Raw genomic sequence first — 16424 nt, 5'->3', positions numbered from 1 at the left:
AGGAAAACCGCACGGCGCCGCCGAAAATTATCGCGCCCCGACGCCACACACACCATGCTCCACGCTCCAATCGACCTACTGGGAGTAATCGAATGAAGCACCGCAGCAGGGGAATTTCCAAGAAGAAGGTCATGGCATTGGCGGGCGCCAGCGCCACACTGGTCACCGCGGGTCTCCTCGTCAACACGACGGCTCACGCTGACCCGGTTGACCAGCCCGACCCCACGGGAGGCGTGCTCGCGGACTATCTCCAAAAGAACTCCGACGGCTCCCTGCGGACCAACGGCCAGGGTGGCTACTTCGTCGAGACGCCCTATACCGACAACAGCACCGCCAGCAAGGTCGGGCCGCTGTATGTCGGCGAGGACTTCAACGGTTCGGGCTGTACCGCAACTGTTCTGGACTCTCCCAGCGGGCAGCTGGCCATCACCGCGGAGCACTGCACGAACAACATCCAGGACGGAAAGACGGTGAAGTTCGCGCCGGCCGCCACCGGTTCCAGTCTGCCCATCGGCGGGTGGTACGTGGACAAGTCGTTCTCCTCGACCGAGGAAGTCGACGGCTCGGCGCCGGACGTAGCCGTCCTCGCCATCCGCAAGAACGACGGGAAGACGATCTCCGAGGAAACCGGAGGCGGACTGAAGGTCCACTCCGGTGTCTCCGAAGGGGAGAGCGTGAAGGGTACGCTGCTGGGCTACCCCGTCCCTGACCCCTACGGCGGGGACACCATGGCGGCCTGCATCGGTGACTACACCTATCACCCGGGCGAGGGCCGCTCGGCCATCAGCCGGGTGGACGACCAAGAAGAATGCCAGATCGGCGGCGGCGCCAGCGGCGGTCCGTATCTGACCCCCTCAGACGGCGACGATCCGGAAATCATCACCGTCCTGAACAGCAACGGCGGATCGGCGATCTCGGACACCGTCCCTGCGCTCGTCGACGAAGCCGAGAAGTGGATCGAGCAGAACTAGGAAAACGGCGCGGCCGGCCCCAACTCACCTCGGGGTCACGGGGTACGAGTGACGTGTTCGAGGTCCCGGCCTGTCGCACCCGGGACCTCGAACACGCTGTGTCCGCCCGCTCCTGAAAGCGCGTAGCGAAACCCGGCTCGCCCGGATTCACGCCCCGGATGAACACCGCCGCACGCGCCTCACGCCACGGCGGCCCCGGACCAGGCTTCACGGGTCGTCGTCCTTTGTCGCACCGTGTGTGAGTGCGTGGGTTTCTTCGGCGCGTGCTTCGGCTTGGTTGCGGGCTTGGCGTTCTTGTTCACGGCGGCTGTAGGTGGCCTGGCGTACGGCGGTCTCGGAGTCGAGGCTGGAGCCGAGAGCTCCGGCGACGGTGCCCATGGAACAGGCGAGCCAGGCCAGTGTGGCGTAGTCGCCCAGGCCGGCAGGGTGACCGAGCTTGGACTGCAGGAACCCGGCGTCGATGACGACCAGGCCCGCCAGGAGCGTCAGCGCATACAGGAGGAGATACATGCAGCCGACCCCGAGTGCCAGGGTGATCAGGGTGGAAGCGTTGTACAGCACGGTGTCCTGCGGTGCTCGGTGCCCGTGAGGGGAGTCCCACAAGTGGTTGTAGAAAAGCAGCCAGCTGACCATGCCGGCCAGGGACAGCACCGTGATCAGCACCAGGCGGGCGACGGAGAGGGCGTCGGCCATCTGCCAGATGCTGGAGTAGAAGATGCCGAAGGCCGCGGTCGCGGCCGCGGCCGCCGTCGCGCTGGCCAGGTGGGGCACCAGCCGCCACGGGCGATTGGTGCGCACCATGCCGCACAGCAGGCGTGTGCGGCCCCGCCAGCCGGTCAGCACGAGGGAGGTGTCGATGCCCTCCTCGCCTGAGAAGACCTCTTTGAGGGGCCAGCCCCAGGTGGCCGGGGCCCTCCGCAGCCGTTGAGGGCGCGGCACTTCCGCCTCCCCTTCCTTCCCCGCACCGGAGCGGGCGACGTTCCGGCCGTGGCCGTGGTGAAGGCGGTAGGCCACGTGCAGCAGGGCCTGGCCGAGGTGGCGGCGCAGCCGGAAGCTCCCGGTGGCAGGCAAGCTGACCAGCGCGGCGCGGCGGCGCGTGCTGATGTCGGCCAGCACAGGCCGGACCACCGAGCCGCGGGGAAGATCGGTGAGGTAGACCAGCAGGTCGGTGTTGTCTTCCGTCCGGTCTCCGGCCAGCCGCAGTAGCGGTAGGACACCGTTCTCATCCAGCGGCAGTGTCCGCGCCTCCACCTCGACGCGCCAGGTGCCGGAGGCGACGTGCTGGTGCAAGAGCCTGGGGAGCCGGTCAACGGCCAGCGCCGCGGCGACCTCGCTGGGCAGCCCCGGGTCCACCATCACCCTCAGCTTCCTCTCCCCCTGAAGGTGGTCGTTGCCAGGCACAGCCCCTCCTTTACACAGCACCCGCCAAGGCAGGCGGAACGGCGACAATGAGCGATCTGCTCCGCAGCGGGTACCCAACCAGGCGCAGGCCACAGTGTTCGCTGCCGGCGAGCGCGGCTCGCCCGAACGCGGCGCTTGCCCACCACACACGGATGGCGCCTGGCCACCCTGCCAGGCGCGTCTTCCGCCCGCCCGGAGCCGAGTAAGCGCAAGGCTGATCCGACTCCGGCGCCTACGAGGCGCCGTCGATACGGTTCCTCCGTGCCCGCGCGGGTTGGGACACCGCTGCGCTACGCCTCCGACCCGCGCCGGTGGGCGTGGTGCTCGTCCTCCGCCCGTTTCGCCGAATCGCTCCCCTGGCCCCCTGTACACCCGGAATACTCGGTGTGGTCAATGCTGTTCGTTCAGTTGTTCCCGGAGGGCTCATGGGGAGTATGCGGCAGACGGTTGATCTGCGGGTGGACAAGCCGCACAGCGCTCGGATGTACGACTACCTGCTGGGAGGCAAGACCCACTACCCCGCCGACCGCGCGGCCGCCGTCAAGGCGACCGAGGGCTGGCCGGGCCTGCCGACAGCCGCACGGGCGAACCGGGCCTTCTTACACCGCGCGGTCCGCTACCTGGTGCGCGAGGCCGGCGTACGGCAGTTCCTCGACGTGGGAACGGGCATCCCCACCAGCCCCAATCTCCACGAGGTCGCCCAGGCGGAGAACCCGAGCGCCCGCATCGTCTACGCGGACAACGACCCGATCGTCCTCACCCACGCCCGCGCCCTGCTGCGCAGCAGCCCCCAGGGCCGCACCGCCTATCTCGACGCCGACCTGCGCGAGCCGAACACCCTGCTGGAAGACCCGCAGCTCGCCGCGACCCTGGACCTGTCCGAGCCGGTGGCGCTGACCCTCATCGCGACCGTGCACTTCGTACCCGACCACCACGACCCGTTCGGCGCCGTCGCCACACTCATGGACACGCTGCCGTCCGGAAGCTACCTGCTCCTGTCCCACGCGACACCGGACTTCAGCCCCGAAGAGATCAACAACGCCGTCGCCGCCTACCACGCCGGAGGCATCGAGGCCCAAGTACGGTCCTACAGCGGCATCCTGCCCTTCTTCGACGGGCTGCACCTACTCGACCCCGGCCTCGTCGTCATCACCGACTGGCACCCGGAAACAACACCCTTCGGCCCACCCGCCAAAAGCGACGTCAGCTTCTACGGCGGGCTGGCGAGGAAACCATGACCCTGCGGGCCCTCCCGTTCGCACGTCCGCGGCCTTTGGGCCCCCTGCCCTTCTTCAGCTAACGCCGCCCTCAGCGGGCGCCGAACGCCTGCGTCCACCACGGGCCGCCCTGCCCCTGACGCAGGCCGAGGCCCATCTCCTTGAACGAGCAGTTGAGAATGTTCGCGCGGTGTCCTGGGCTGTCCATCCAGGACTTCATCACCTGCTCGGGAGAGGTCTGGCCCTTCGCGATGTTCTCGCCGTACGTGCTCCAGCGGTACCCGGCGGCGGTGATGCGCGCGCCGGGGTCCGCACCGTCCGGGTTGGTGTGGTCGAAGAAGTCGCGGGCCGCCATGTCGGCCGAGTGGCCGGCCGCGGCGGCGTCGAGCTCGCTGTTCGTGCGTACGGGGCCGCACCCCTTCTTCGCGCGCTCCTCGTTGACGAGCGCCGCGACCTCCTGCGAGGGGCCGCGCGGGGTCGACGCCGGCGTGCGGGTGGACGGCCGGGTGCCGGGCCGCGAGGGCGGGGTGCTCGACCGGGGCTTCGCGGACTTCTCGGCCGTCCGCGAGGGCGAGGCCGAAGGCGCGGTCGGTGAGGCCGAAGGCGAGGCGCCGGTGCGCGAGGACGAGGGCTTCGGACTCGGGGAGTGCGTGGAGGGCGCCCGTTCGGCCCGCGCGGCCACGTCGGGGGAACGTTCCCCGTCGTCGTCCCCCTCGGGCCCGGTGGTCAGGTGGACGATGCCCGCGCCGGTGCTCAACACCACGGCCGCCGCGACGAGTCCGGTCACCCGCCTGCGTCGCCGCGCCCGCCTGCGCCGCAGGGCGCGCCCCGCCCCGGGGGCGGTGGCAGGACCCGCGCTGGAGGAACGAGAGGAAGCGGCACCGGCGGGCGCCTGCACCGAGTGGTGCGCGCAAGCCATGCCGTGCGTCACCGCGTCAGGGGTGCCGGACGCTGCGGCCGTGGCGACGACCGGCACGAGGGCCAGCCCCACCAGCAGGCGTTCGGCCGGTACGAGGTCCGAAGAGCGGCCGGAGCAGACCGCGCAGTCGCGGGTGTGGCGGGCCAGACGCTTGCGCCACAGCGGGGACGGTACGCCGTCCCAGCCGCTGGATATGGACTCCAGGCGCGCGCAGGGCGGTTCGGCGGCCAGCGCGCGCACCACCACGCGCGCCGTCTCCAACCGGTCCTTCATCCGCCGCACTCGCACCGCGGTGTGCTGGGCCGACAGCTCCATGGCCGCGGCGACCTCGGCGCGGGTGAGCTGCCCCGCAGCCTCCAGCCACCACAGCGACAGCAGCGTCCTGTCGTCCTCGTCCAGCCAGCGGGTGGCCCGCGCGGTCTCGTGCCGCTGTCCCGACAGGCCCAGGCGCAACACGGTCGCGTCCACGAAGTCCTCGACGGGCGGCGCGGCGCGGGTGTCCTCCAGGCTGACGGGCGGCGCGGCCTCGGCGCCGTACCGCCGCCAGTAGCCGCGCACCTGGTTCATGGCGATTGCCACCAGCCAACTGCGGAAGCTCTCAGGAGAGCGCAGCCCGCCGAGGCCGTCCAGGACGCGGAGCATGGTCTCCTGCACCACGTCGTCGGTGTCCGCGTGCCCGTTCAGCGCACGGCCGACGATGTTGTACACCAGCGGGAGGTACGCGGCGGTGAGCCGGTCCCGCGCCTGCTGGTCCCCTGCCTGCGCCGCCCTGACAAGGGCGTACTGGGGTTCGCTGCTCACGCTGCTCGTGCTCCTTCTCGGTTTCCGCGGACGGTCGTCCCCCTGGCACAGGAGGTGCGGGGGCGCCGCGCGAATAACAGAAACGACAGAAACGCGACCCACAGAAACTACGGGAGCGGTCGGCGGGCGGGCCAAGGGGGACGCCTCAAGGCAGCCTCATGGGGGTGGGCATGCCTGATCGCCGCGCTCGCGAACCACGGAACGTCACCGAGTCTTTGATATCCAGGACGTCGATCTGGACCGACCTCGTCCGTCAGGTCCTGCGTCAGCTTCGACGCGGTGTCAGCCGTCGAGCTTCCTGCACACTCCGCCGCCGAAGCCGTCGGGGACGCGGTGCTCGGTCTCCTACCGGGGGCGGCGGACTGGCCCCCTCTCGAAAGACGCGTCAGCAAACGGACCGATGCGCGAGACCGTGGGGCCTCGTGAGGCCCTCCCCGCACGAGGCCCCACCTGCCTCCCCGTGAAGCGAGGGGCCCGAGCGAGCCGTTACCAGGCGTAGGCCTCGGGAGCTTCGCCGCCGGGTCCTGGCCAGATCTCGTCCAGCTTGCGCAGCGTGTCGGGGGACAGCGTCACGTCCGGGGCGCGCAGGTTTTGGGCAAGCTGTTCGGTCGTGCGGGGGCCGATGATCGCGGCTGTGAGCACGGGGTTGTGCAGCAGCCAGGCCAGGGCGACGTCGGCGGGCTGCTCGCCGGTCTCGGCACACAGTGCTTCGTACGCCTCCAGCCGGGGGCGGTACCGGTCGATGGTCTGCCGCATCTGGGGGGAGGTGCGCCGCCCGGCTTCGATCTTCTTCAGCACACCGCCGAGGAGGCCGCCGCCCAGTGGGCTCCACGGGAACAGGCCGAGGCCGTAGTGACGCAGGGCGGGGATGACTTCGAGTTCGATGGTGCGTGCGGTGAGGTTGTACAGGCTCTGCTCGGACACCAGGCCCATGACATTACGGGCGGTGGCGGCGTTCTGCGCGGTGGCGATCTGCCAGCCGGCGAAGTTGCTGCTGCCGATGTAGGTGACCTTGCCCTCGCGCACGAGCTGTTCCATCGCCTGCCAGATCTCCTCCCAGGGAGTCGAGCGGTCGACGTGGTGCATCTGGTAGAGGTCGATGTGATCGGTCCGCAGGCGCCGCAGGCTGTCCTCGGCGGCCTTGCGGATCTTGTATGCGGACAGGTACTTGTCGTTCGGGCCCGGCCCCATCGGCTGGTACACCTTGGTGGCCAGCACGATCTGTCCCCGTCGGCCACCGCCCTGGGCGAGCCAGCGTCCGATGATCTCCTCCGACAGGCCGTAGCCCTGCTCCATGTCGGGCGACTGCGGGCCGCCGTAAACGTCGGCGGTGTCGAACATGTTGATGCCCGCTTCCAGCGCGGCATCCATGATCCTGAAACTCTCGGTCTCGTCCGTCACGTCGCCGAAGTTCATCGTGCCCAACGCGAGACGGGAGACCCTCAGACCACTGCGGCCCAGGTGCGTGTACTGCATGGTGCGAAGACCTTTCCTGTGTGCGGCGCGAACGGACGCGTACCGTCCGCAGCGTGGTTTTCCGGGTGAGTCGGCGTCGGCGGCTTCCAGCATCTGGGTGGCGTGGCCGAGTGCCAGGTCGTCGGGGGCCTGGGGGCCGCCCATGCGGTCGGTACCCAGCCAGGGTCGACGGCGTTGCTGATCACGCCGGGCCGGAGGCGGGTCACGGCGGTGGCCGGCGCGGTCACCAACAGCTTGCTGTCGCCGTAGCCGTTCGGGTGCCTTCGCGCCGCGAGGTGAGGAGACCTGTGGCGTCGGCCCCGCCGGTGCTGTGCATGCTGCTGCTGAGGGAGACGTGCCGGCCGGGCCGGGCGAGCAGGCAGGTGGCCAAGCCCTGTGGCGGCGCCGGTGACCAGTACGCGTGCCATGCTTCCTCTCGTCCTCTCGGTTGGGGCGGGCCCGGTCGGTGAGTGGTCATGGTGGGGTTCAGCGGGCGACGTAGCCGCCGTCGACGGGCAGTGCGACGCCGACGAGGTAGCCGGCGGCGGGGCTGTTGAGCCATAGGACGGCTTCGGCGATCTCCTCGGCGGTGCCCAGGCGGCCGATGGGGGCCTCCGCCGCGGCGGCCTCGGGGTCGAGTTCCCCCTTGGCGATCATGTCGGCGACCATCGGGGTTTCCATCGTGCCGGGGCACACGGCGTTGATGCGGATGCCGCGCGGTGCGTATTCGAGGGCCGCGCTGCGGGTGAGGCCGATGACGCCGTGCTTGGTGGCGTGGTAGGAGGCACGACGGGGGTTGCCGACCAGGCCGCCGAGGGAGGAACAGTTGACGATCGCGCCGCTGCCCTGGGTGCGCATCTGGCGCAGCTCGTGCTTCATGCAGGCCCACACGCCGCGCAGGTTGACGGCGTTGACCCGGTCGAAGGCGCCGGCGTCCTCGTCGGCCGCGTCGGCCAGAGGGATCATGATGCCGGCGTTGTTGAAGGCCATGTCCAGACGGCCGAGGTCCTCCACGGTCCCCTCGACGAGGGCGGCGACCTGGTCTTCGTCGGCCACGTCGCAGGGAACGGCGCGGGCCTGGTGACCGGCCGAGGTCAGTTCCTCGACCGCCGTGCGCAGGGCCTGTCCGTCGAGGTCGGACAGGACGACGGCGGCACCGGAGCGGGCGTAGGCGCGTGCGGTGGCCAGGCCCATGCCGCCTGCGGCGCCGGTGACGAGGGCGACCTTGCCGGTGAAGTCGTAGGTGAGGTTCATGGTGCCTTCTTTCCGGAGGTGTGCGGGCGTTCAGTGCCGGACAGGGGGCGCCGCCGCGGCTTCGTCCTGTCGGTCGGTGTGCACGGGCCCCAGCTCCCCCGGACGCGGCCTCCAGCGCCGTGCTCAGCGAGGCGGAGTCGAGGACGTCGGCGGTGTGACCGCGGGACCGGACGCCCTCAGCGGCCAGCTCGGCCACGAGGGGCGTCCAGGTGGTCGGCGCCGCGGGAGATGAGGGCGATGCCGTGTCCGGCGGCACCGAAGCGGCGGGCGGTCGCCAGCCCCAGGCCGGAGCCGGCACCGACAAGAGCACATGTGCTCACGGTGACTCCTGCACAAGAGAAGTAGGCAGACGCTCTGGGGCAAGGCGCCGGACGCAGCCCGGCTCGGCGTGTCTCAGGGCTTGAGGAGGGTCTTGACGGCGCGGCGCTCGTCCATGGCCCGGTATCCCTCGGCGACCTGCTCCAGCGGCAGGGTGAGGTCGAAGACCTTGCCCGGGTCGATCCGGCCGGTCATGACGCGGTCGATCAGGTCGGGGAGGTAGCGGCGCACCGGCGCCGGTCCGCCGCGCAGACCGACGTGGGAGAAGAACAGCTCCTGCCCGTCGACGGCCACCTCGTGCGGGACGCCGACGAAGCCGACGCTGCCGCCGGGGCGGGTGGAGTGCAGGGCCTGCCGCATGGCCTGGGCGGTGCCCACGCACTCCAGGACGGAGTCCGCGCCGATGCCGCCGGTCAGCTCCTTGATCCGGGCGACGCCCTCCTCGCCACGCTCGGTGACGATATCGGTGGCGCCGAACTCCCGCGCGAGCTTCTGGCGCGGCTCATGGCGCGACATGGCGATGATCCGCTCCGCGCCGAACTCCTTCGCGGCGATCACTCCGCACAGGCCGACCGCGCCGTCGCCGACGACCACGGCGGTGGAGCCGGGCTCCACCTCGGCGGCCTCGGCGGCCCACCAGCCGGTGCCCATCACGTCGGAGACGGCCAGCAGGCTGGGCCAGAGCTCCTCCCCCGGCACCCCGTCGGTGGCGACGAGGGTGCCCTGGGCGTTGGGTATGCGCACGTACTCGGCCTGGCAGGTGGACATGAACTCGACGTTCAGGCAGCTCGACTGGAAGCCGTTCCGGCAGTTCGCGCACGTGTCGTCCGAGGTCGCGAACGAGCCGACGACGAACTGGCCGGGCTTCACCGAGGTGACCTCGGAGCCGGCCTCCTCCACGAAGCCGACGTACTCGTGGCCCATCGGATGGGGCGCGTCGGTCGGCTCCGCGCCCCGGTAGGGCCACAGGTCCGAGCCGCATACACAGGTCACGGCGGTGCGGATGACCGCGTCGGTCGGCTTGAGGATCCTGGCGTCGTCCACGGTCTCCAAGCGCACGTCGCCGGGGGCGTGGATCACTGCTCCGCGCATGAGAGAGGTTCTTCCTTACGTACTGAGGCGTCCGGTACACGAGGCGTACCGGTGGCCGCCGGATGCGGTTCACGGCCCGGGGCAGGCGGCGACGCCGCCGCATGGGGCCCCGGGCCCGGCTCCCGGTCTTCCCGGGGTTCCGGGGTCGGACATCGAGCGCCACGCCATCCAGGAAAACGCCCTTTCGCGCGGGTAGCGAGTCACCAGTGAGGGGTGTACCGGCAGTGCATCCCTCACGGTCCGAACGCGTCGTACCGTCGAAGGTGTGGACAACCGTGCAGAGGTCCGCGAGTTCCTCAGCTCGCGGCGAGCCAAGATCACCCCGCAGCAGGCCGGCCTGCCCGCGGGGCCACGGCGCCGTGTGCCGGGGCTGCGCAGGAGCGAGGTCGCCGCCCTGGCCGACGTCAGCGTCGAGTACTACGCCAAGCTGGAACGCGGCAACCTCGTCGGCGTCTCCCCCGCCGTCCTGGAAGCCGTCGCCCGCGCCCTCCGGCTCGACGACGCCGAGCGCGCCCACCTGCTCCACCTGGCGCAGGCCGCCGACGGCTCCGACGCGCTCACCCGCCCCCGGCGCCGCACCAGCACCCGGCAGTGGACACCGCACCGCAGCCTGCAGTGGACACTCGACGCGATCACCGCGGGGCCCGCCTTCGTCCGCAACGGCCGCATGGACCTCCTCGCGGCCAACCCGCTCGCCCGCGCCTTCTACTCCGACCTCTACGCCACGCCCGCCAACCAGGAGAATCTCGCCCGGTTCCAGTTCCTGGATCCCGCCTCGCGGCGCTTCTACCCCGACTGGGACCTGTTCGCCGACATGGCGGTGGCCATCCTGCGCACCGAGGCGGGACGCGCCCCGTACGACAAGGATCTGCACGACCTCGTCGGCGAACTGTCCACCCTCAGCGAGGAGTTCCGCACCCGCTGGGGCGCCCACGACGTCCGCCACCACGGCACCGGCACCAAGCGCTTCCACCACGCCGTCGTCGGCGATCTTACCCTCGCCTTCGAGGGCCTGGAGATGGCCGCCGAGCCCGGTCTCACCCTCACCATCTACACCGCCGAACCCGGCTCACCCTCCGAAGAAGGGCTCCGGCTCCTCGCCTCCTGGGCCGCCACCCACGTGGACAAGCTCCCGACCACGCCGTCCACGAAGGGCTGAAACACAGCGCCCTCTTTCCGACCACCCGATCAGGGGTGAGCCGGGTTCTGGGACGGCATGCCGGACGAGGGGCGGGCCGAGGCCGTCCGCGTGCCGCTCGCCGACGGCACTCTCCTCAGGACGTGCGGATCCTGGTCCTCCTGCGAGGTCAGGTGTGCGAGACGGTCATGATCTCCATGATGTGTCCGTCCGGGTCGTCGAAGTAGACGGCCCGTCCGTCGCGCGAGGTGTTGATCTCGCCGAACCGGTGGGGCTCGTGGGGCTCGGCGTAGTAGTCGAGCCCGGCCCTGGTGATGCGGGCGAAGATCTCGTCGAACGCCTCCTCGTCGACCTCGAAGGCGTAATGGTGCGGCGCGACCTCGGTGATCCCCTTGTCGGCGAAGTCCACGTCGGCGAAGTCGAGAGACAGTGAGCCGATGTGCACAGGAACGAAGGGGCCGAGCGGCTGACCCACTTCCAGGCCGAGGATCTCAGCCAGGAACGAGGCGGAGGCCCGCTTGTCCCGGGCGGGAATGATGGTGTGGTTGAGCGAGAGCGCCATTGTTGCTCACCCTTCCAAGCTGCCCGCCGGCAAGACACCGCGGGCAGACCCTTGTTCCGACGCGGGCCGTGGCGCCGCAGGGAGGCGACACGGTGCCACGATTTCGTTAGTAAGCTATCAGATAGCCCACTAACGACGAGAGACGAAACGATGCACACACACGACGACCGCACCGGGACGAGACCGGAGACCGTCATCGGCACCCCCGCACAAGGGCAGCCGGCAGGGCTCGAAAGTCTGGGCTACCAACTCGCCTTGTCGGCGCGCCGAGCACGCGCGGGATTCGAGCGCCGGCTGGCGGAAGCCGGTGCCGGCTTCGCGACCTGGACGGTGCTGGAGCTGCTGGCGTTCCACGGCCCGATGGTCCAGGGGCGGCTTGCCGACGCCTTGGGCGTGCGAGGGCCCACCCTCACCCGCCAGCTTGACCGCTTGGCCGCGACGGGTCTGCTGCGCAAACTCCCCATCGCCGGAGACCGCCGCAAGGCGCAGATCGTCTTGACCACCGAGGGCGTGCGCCTCCACGCGCGCCTCACCGCGGCCGCCGAGGCCGCCAACGCGCAGCTGATCGCCGGTTTCGCGCCCGAGGAGGTCGCAGCGCTGCGCGGGTTCCTCGACCGGGTGGCCGACAACGTCGCCTCCGAGCCCGCCACCGAGCCGCTCAGCGCCGCCCGACGCCTTGCGTGAGAGCTTCCCGCGCGTCGAGAGGCAGGTCATCGCTGATCAGCCGTGTGCCACGTCCGCCAGGCGTTGCGCCGCCACGGAGGTGACGGATTCGATGGTGTCCGCGTCGGTGCTGCCGTTCTCGATGAGGAAGGAGACCATGCAAATGCTCTTTCCGACGCGGACAGTGACGATGTCGACCAGTCCCAACCGGGTCTCAGCGGCATCGTCGCTGCGGTACACGACGCGCACACCCAGGGTGTCGTCTCCCAGGCTGCTCGTCGAGATACGGGAGAAGGTCGCGGTCATCCCGTCATCCCAGGGAATGGCGAGACCGGCGCAGTCGTCGGCCACCGCCCGCCCTGTTTCCACCGTGCGCTGTGCGCCGTCGCTCTTGTAGGTGGTCACCTCGGCGGTCATGGACACGCCGGTGCCGTCCTGATCGTAGTCACGTTCCGCACCCGCTACCGGCGTGATCGCCTCGGAGGGGAGCAGTGCCGCGTCGCAGGCGGTGTTACCCGTCGTGACGTGGTCGTCCGAGCCGTCCCCGCTCGGCAACTGAGAACCAGGAGAGGCCCGTGAGACGTCCTTGAGCTTCTTGGCCTCCCACCCCGCGCCCAGGTCCTCGGGGCGGAGGACGGCGTCCCGCGTGTCCTGCTGCGTCAGAGGGGTCACGGCCGAGGGCGACACACTGGCCGCGTCAGACGCGCGCGCCGACGTCTTCGCCGGCTGGGCATGACCGCAGGACGCCGCCAGTGAGGCGCCGACGAGGAGCGTGAGGACTTTCCCGCACGACGTTCTTCGCAGTCTTGCCATGACCCCCAACTTCCGGCTGAGAAACGCTCGTTCTCGATCGCCAGTTCATGATGTCAGACCTGGAGGGAGCGCGCTGCCGCCCCGGAGGCCATCTGCTGGATCGCACCCGGCGACGGGGGTCAGGCGCCGTGGGGCCCCGGTGCCGCGCTGCCCGTGTACGCGTTGAGTCCTGAGACGAGCCGAGTCAGGTCCGGGTCGGCGTCGAAGCGGCGCTGGTGCAGGGCGGCGATCTTCTCGCCGACCTCGGGGTCCGTGTCGTCCGTGATGTCGAAGGACACGAACCGGTCCACCAGCGGCAGCCCGATCTCGTCGGTACGGCGGTGGGCGGGGTGCATGAGGTACTCCCAGTAGCCGTCTAGATCGTCCAATATGAAGGTGGCACCCCACTCGTACGCCCCGCCGTGGTCGCGGCCGACGAGGAAGGAGCGTACGGAGGGGATGACCTCGCCCTGGTGGCGCAGACCGGCGAGAGCGTCGTCGAGTCGGTGCGGCGCGGTGCCGGGCTTGATGGTGAAGCGGACGCAGTGGTGGATCATCAGGGTTGTTCCTTTCGATCGGTCTGATTCCGTGTGTGGTTAACCACTCACTCTTGCGGCCGAAAAAGAGCCGCGGAACGCGGCGCCCGGGACGGCCGGCGGCGGGAGCCGGGGCCGGCAGGCCGGCCGCGACGCCGCGGCCGGCCCCTCCCCGCGGCGGACGCCCTCAGTAGTGGCGGAGCCCGTCGGACAGTGTCCGCGCCCACGGCGCCTCGACCTCGTGCGCGTCCGTGGCGACGACGAGATGGCAGAGCATGCCCACGGCGAAGAAGCGCTGGACGTCGGCCTCCTGAGCACCGGAGACCCCTCGCACGTACTCGACCAGCCGCGCGTAGCCGGTGCGCACCACCTCGCGGATGGCCGGCTCGGCCGCGGCCGCGCACTGGGCGTGCAGTTGGAGCAGCAACAAGTCCCGGTCCGCGATGAGCTGGGCGTACGCGTCGCCCATCGCGTCCAGAACCTCCTGCGGCCCGCTCCCCCGCGCGGCGGCGACTCCGTCGCCGAGGCTCTCGCGGACTCGGGCGAAGCAGTGCTCCACCACCGCGACGAACAGGGCCTCCTTGCCGGGGAAGAGCCGGTAGACGTAGGCCTGCGAGATACCGGCGCGCTTCGCCACGTCCGTGGTCGTGGTGCCGAAGTACCCCCGGTCGGCGAAGGCGCTGACCGCCGTGCGGAGGACCGTCCTCCGCCGTTCGTCGGCGGTCGAGAGCTGTCGCTGAGGCGCGGGAGTGAGCATGTGAGTAATAAACCACTCACATACCGGCTCTGTCAACGCCCGGCCGGCAGCACCGGTTTCGCTCACGTCAGGTGGTGGCCAGCAGCCAGTCCTCCCCGCTGGAGGGGCGGAGGCCGTCGGCGCGACCGGCGAAGTAGCGCTCGGCGAGCGAGGTGCCCGCCAGGTGCCGCGCCTCCGCGATGCCGCACTCGCGGGCCAGTTCGAGCATCTCGGGCGGGGTGTAGAAGCTGACGAACGGTGTCCCCGACGCCCGCGCCCCCTGTCTGCTCGTCCGGAGGCCCGGGCGGTCGGCGCCGTCGAGCAGGTCGGCCGGCAGCATGAAGGTCATGGCCAGCGTCGAGCCGGAGGCGAGCCCGGCGACCCGGCGCAGGGTGGCCGCGGTCGTGTCCTTGGTGAGGTAGACGGAGACGCCGGTGGAGACGACGACCGCCGGGCCGGACGCGTCGAAACCGGCCGCGACCAGCTTCTCCAGCCAGTCCTCACTCGCCTCGAAGTCGACCGGCACCAGGTGCAGCCCGCCGGGGACGCCGTAGCCCATCTCGGCCAGGCGTCGGCGCTTCCACGCCTGGGTGTCGGGCTGGTCGATCTCGAAGATCCGCAGGCGGGCGGCGAGCTCCGGCCTGCGCTGCGCGAAGGTGTCGAGGCCGGCCCCCAGGATCACGTACTGGGTCACGCCCCGGTCGGCCTGCTCGGCGACCAGGTCCTCGACGAAGCGGGCGCGCGCCACGATGGACGCCCGGAACCCGCTGGTGGCCTGCGGATCCATGTCCGGACGGGCACGCCAGTCGTCGCCGGGGGCGGCCAGCCGCAAGCCGACCTCGTCCTCGACCACATGCGGCGGCGCGTCGACCCGCAGGTGCAGCGCCCGCCAGAGCGCGGTCCGCACCGCGGTGTTGTCGGGGATCTGCGTTCTCTCCTGCACCATCCGGTTCCTCCTCCAGCCGGAGCCCCACCACGAGTGCGGCTTCCGTGTGTCGTGCGGTCTTCGTCCGTGGGGTGCCGAGGCACCGGGGTGCCGAGGCACCGTGCGGCGCGCTCAGCCGCCGTCCAGATCCACCCTGACCGTCAGCAGCCGCGTGCCCGCCGCGCGGACCACGGCGCTGTTGAGCATCGGCAGGGAACGGAGCCGGGCGCGCGCGTCGTCGTCCGGCAGCGGGTGGGCCGTGCCCGGATACCAGCGGCCCCGCAGCCGGACCCGCACGCGCGGCTCTGCCCGGATGTTGCGGACGTACTGCGCCGCTTCGCCGTGCTCGGCCACCAGCCAGAACCGGTCGCCCACGCGGCGCGCCGACCGGCGTGCGGCGCGGGCGGCCGGAGACGCGGCCCGTGGTCTCCAGGAGAACCTGCCCCGGCAGCCGGGTCGTGAGGGGATTGACGACCTTCCGTTGGAGCGCCGTGACGGCGCGGAACTTCCGCCCGCCGCCGCGGCCTTGCGCGTGCGCCATGCTGTCCCTGCCCGCCCTTCCGTCGCCGTCCGTCCCGAGGTGAGCGGCCCCGCCGCGCTGCCGGCGGGGCCTTCCGTCCACACGCAGCCAGCATGATGGATACGGAGAAGTCGAGTCTCGCACCGGGCACTGACAACGGCCCCCAGAGCCCGGGCCGTGACGGTGCGCGGCGAGAAGCCGTGGCCCTCCGACAGCGTTGCTCCGGGCACCCGGGGGGCGGCCCGCTGCCTCAGGGCCGCGTCTCAGGTCCGTCCGCGTCTCAGTCACCCCGGCTCGGACATCCCCCACGGACGCCCCTTACGAGTGCCCCTCCGCCAGGCGGAAGAGTTCCGCCCACTGCGGGGCCGTCAGCGACTTGGGGAGGGCGGAAGGGGACAGGCCCCGGCCGCGCAGCCACGGGACGATCAGCCGCCGGGGCAGACCGCGTGCGGCGAGCGGCAGGATCTCGGCCAGGCCGCGGCCCCGGCCGGTGAAGACCCGGTGGACGAAGTCCTGGTACCGCCGGCGCGTGTCGGCCGCCAGCAGCGGCTCGGGACGGCGGGTGACGGTCATCAGGCCGCCGTCGACGCCGGGCCGGGGCCTGAAGGCCCCCGCGGGAACGCGCTCGACCAGCCGGAACGCGTACCAGGGCCACCACTGGGCCGTCATCATCGTCGCCCCGCCCACGCCCGCGCGCCGCCGCGCGACCTCCCACTGGACGAGGAGGACCGCGTCCGTCCAGCCGGGCGCGTGCAGGATACGGCGGAACATGGCGGTGGTGTGGTGGAAGGGAAGGTTGCCGGCCAGGACGTGCGGGGTACGGGGAGCCTTCCAGTGCAGGAAGTCGGCCTGCCGCACGGTGGTGGCGGCCGTCACCCGCCGGCGGAGCCGGGCGGCCGTGCGGCCGTCCACCTCCAGGACGGTCAGCGGCCGGCCGAGCCGCTCCAGCGGCACCGTCAGCGCGCCGTCGCCGCCGCCGATCTCGACGACGGGTCCCCGGGTGCGGGCGACGAGGGAGACGAACCGGCGGATCGTCGCGGGGTCGGTGAGGAAGTTCTGGCCGAGTTCGTGGCGGCCGTCATGGAAGGTCGTGTGTCGTGTGCTGTGCCTGGGCACGGGAACTC

General features: G+C 71.1%; 16 protein-coding genes and 1 pseudogene. 4 read left to right on the top strand and 13 right to left on the bottom strand.

The window, feature by feature from the left end:
• Positions 1 to 92 precede the first annotated feature (92 nt).
• Complete coding sequence (locus DQ392_RS27805; RefSeq protein WP_114018447.1) at positions 93 to 971, top strand: trypsin-like serine peptidase; 879 nt, start codon at positions 93 to 95, stop codon at positions 969 to 971.
• Positions 972 to 1178: 207 nt separating this feature from the next.
• Here DQ392_RS27805 and DQ392_RS27800 read toward each other — a convergent pair whose 3' ends face one another.
• Positions 1179 to 2372, bottom strand: coding sequence for an RNA-binding protein (locus tag DQ392_RS27800; RefSeq protein ID WP_220182665.1), 1194 nt, complete (start codon positions 2370 to 2372; stop codon positions 1179 to 1181).
• 425 nt (positions 2373 to 2797) lie between these two features.
• Between DQ392_RS27800 and DQ392_RS27795 the strand changes: the two genes are divergently transcribed.
• Positions 2798 to 3610 (top strand): SAM-dependent methyltransferase, encoded by an 813-nt coding sequence (locus DQ392_RS27795; protein ID WP_114018445.1) that lies wholly within the window; start codon positions 2798 to 2800, stop codon positions 3608 to 3610.
• Positions 3611 to 3680: 70 nt separating this feature from the next.
• Here the strand turns inward: DQ392_RS27795 and DQ392_RS27790 are convergent, their stop codons facing one another.
• From DQ392_RS27790 to DQ392_RS27765, 5 genes are all read right to left on the bottom strand, one after another.
• Positions 3681 to 5309, bottom strand: coding sequence for a sigma-70 family RNA polymerase sigma factor (locus tag DQ392_RS27790; protein WP_114018444.1), 1629 nt, complete (start codon positions 5307 to 5309; stop codon positions 3681 to 3683).
• 486 nt (positions 5310 to 5795) lie between these two features.
• Entirely contained in the window at positions 5796 to 6785 is a 990-nt protein-coding gene (locus tag DQ392_RS27785; protein WP_114018667.1) for an aldo/keto reductase, read from the bottom strand.
• Positions 6786 to 7250: 465 nt separating this feature from the next.
• The gene (locus DQ392_RS27775) at positions 7251 to 8018 is read right to left on the bottom strand and encodes an SDR family NAD(P)-dependent oxidoreductase (RefSeq protein ID WP_114018443.1); all 768 of its coding nucleotides are present in this window, start codon (positions 8016 to 8018) and stop codon (positions 7251 to 7253) included.
• Positions 8019 to 8194: 176 nt separating this feature from the next.
• Positions 8195 to 8338: a hypothetical protein gene (locus DQ392_RS27770; protein ID WP_181856602.1), complete on the bottom strand. Its 144-nt coding sequence runs from the start codon at positions 8336 to 8338 to the stop codon at positions 8195 to 8197.
• Between the two features lie 73 nt (positions 8339 to 8411).
• Entirely contained in the window at positions 8412 to 9428 is a 1017-nt protein-coding gene (locus DQ392_RS27765) for a zinc-dependent alcohol dehydrogenase family protein (protein ID WP_114018442.1), read from the bottom strand.
• Between the two features lie 265 nt (positions 9429 to 9693).
• On the opposite strand from DQ392_RS27765, the gene DQ392_RS27760 reads away from it, so the two are divergent.
• A complete protein-coding gene (locus DQ392_RS27760; protein ID WP_114018441.1) occupies positions 9694 to 10587 on the top strand; it encodes a helix-turn-helix transcriptional regulator in 894 nt (297 codons plus the stop codon).
• A gap of 148 nt (positions 10588 to 10735) precedes the next feature.
• Here the strand turns inward: DQ392_RS27760 and DQ392_RS27755 are convergent, their stop codons facing one another.
• Positions 10736 to 11128, bottom strand: a complete 393-nt coding sequence (locus DQ392_RS27755; protein ID WP_114018440.1) for a VOC family protein — start codon at positions 11126 to 11128, stop codon at positions 10736 to 10738.
• Positions 11129 to 11278: 150 nt separating this feature from the next.
• Here DQ392_RS27755 and DQ392_RS27750 point away from each other — a divergent pair, with 150 nt between their 5' ends.
• Positions 11279 to 11812, top strand: a complete 534-nt coding sequence (locus DQ392_RS27750) for a MarR family winged helix-turn-helix transcriptional regulator (RefSeq protein WP_114018439.1) — start codon at positions 11279 to 11281, stop codon at positions 11810 to 11812.
• A gap of 36 nt (positions 11813 to 11848) precedes the next feature.
• Here the strand turns inward: DQ392_RS27750 and DQ392_RS27745 are convergent, their stop codons facing one another.
• The 6 genes and pseudogenes from DQ392_RS27745 to erm form a co-directional block, all read right to left on the bottom strand.
• Positions 11849 to 12463: a hypothetical protein gene (locus tag DQ392_RS27745; protein ID WP_114018438.1), complete on the bottom strand. Its 615-nt coding sequence runs from the start codon at positions 12461 to 12463 to the stop codon at positions 11849 to 11851.
• Positions 12464 to 12723: 260 nt separating this feature from the next.
• Positions 12724 to 13140 carry a Dabb family protein gene (locus DQ392_RS27740; RefSeq protein ID WP_114018437.1) on the bottom strand — a complete coding sequence of 139 codons (417 nt, stop codon included), beginning with the start codon at positions 13138 to 13140 and terminating at the stop codon, positions 12724 to 12726.
• A 166-nt stretch (positions 13141 to 13306) separates the two neighbouring features.
• Positions 13307 to 13876, bottom strand: coding sequence for a TetR/AcrR family transcriptional regulator (locus tag DQ392_RS27735; protein WP_114018436.1), 570 nt, complete (start codon positions 13874 to 13876; stop codon positions 13307 to 13309).
• A 67-nt stretch (positions 13877 to 13943) separates the two neighbouring features.
• Positions 13944 to 14801, bottom strand: coding sequence for a class I SAM-dependent methyltransferase (locus DQ392_RS27730; RefSeq protein WP_114018435.1), 858 nt, complete (start codon positions 14799 to 14801; stop codon positions 13944 to 13946).
• 111 nt (positions 14802 to 14912) lie between these two features.
• Positions 14913 to 15321: pseudogene (locus DQ392_RS27725) on the bottom strand (nitroreductase/quinone reductase family protein).
• A 297-nt stretch (positions 15322 to 15618) separates the two neighbouring features.
• Entirely contained in the window at positions 15619 to 16416 is a 798-nt protein-coding gene (gene erm, locus DQ392_RS27720; protein WP_114018434.1) for a 23S ribosomal RNA methyltransferase Erm, read from the bottom strand.
• Positions 16417 to 16424 lie beyond the last annotated feature (8 nt).

The sequence above is a fragment of the Streptomyces reniochalinae genome (genome assembly GCF_003323735.1).
GTDB classification, from domain to species: domain Bacteria; phylum Actinomycetota; class Actinomycetes; order Streptomycetales; family Streptomycetaceae; genus Streptomyces; species Streptomyces reniochalinae.
This window is presented reverse-complemented; position numbering and strand designations above follow the sequence as displayed.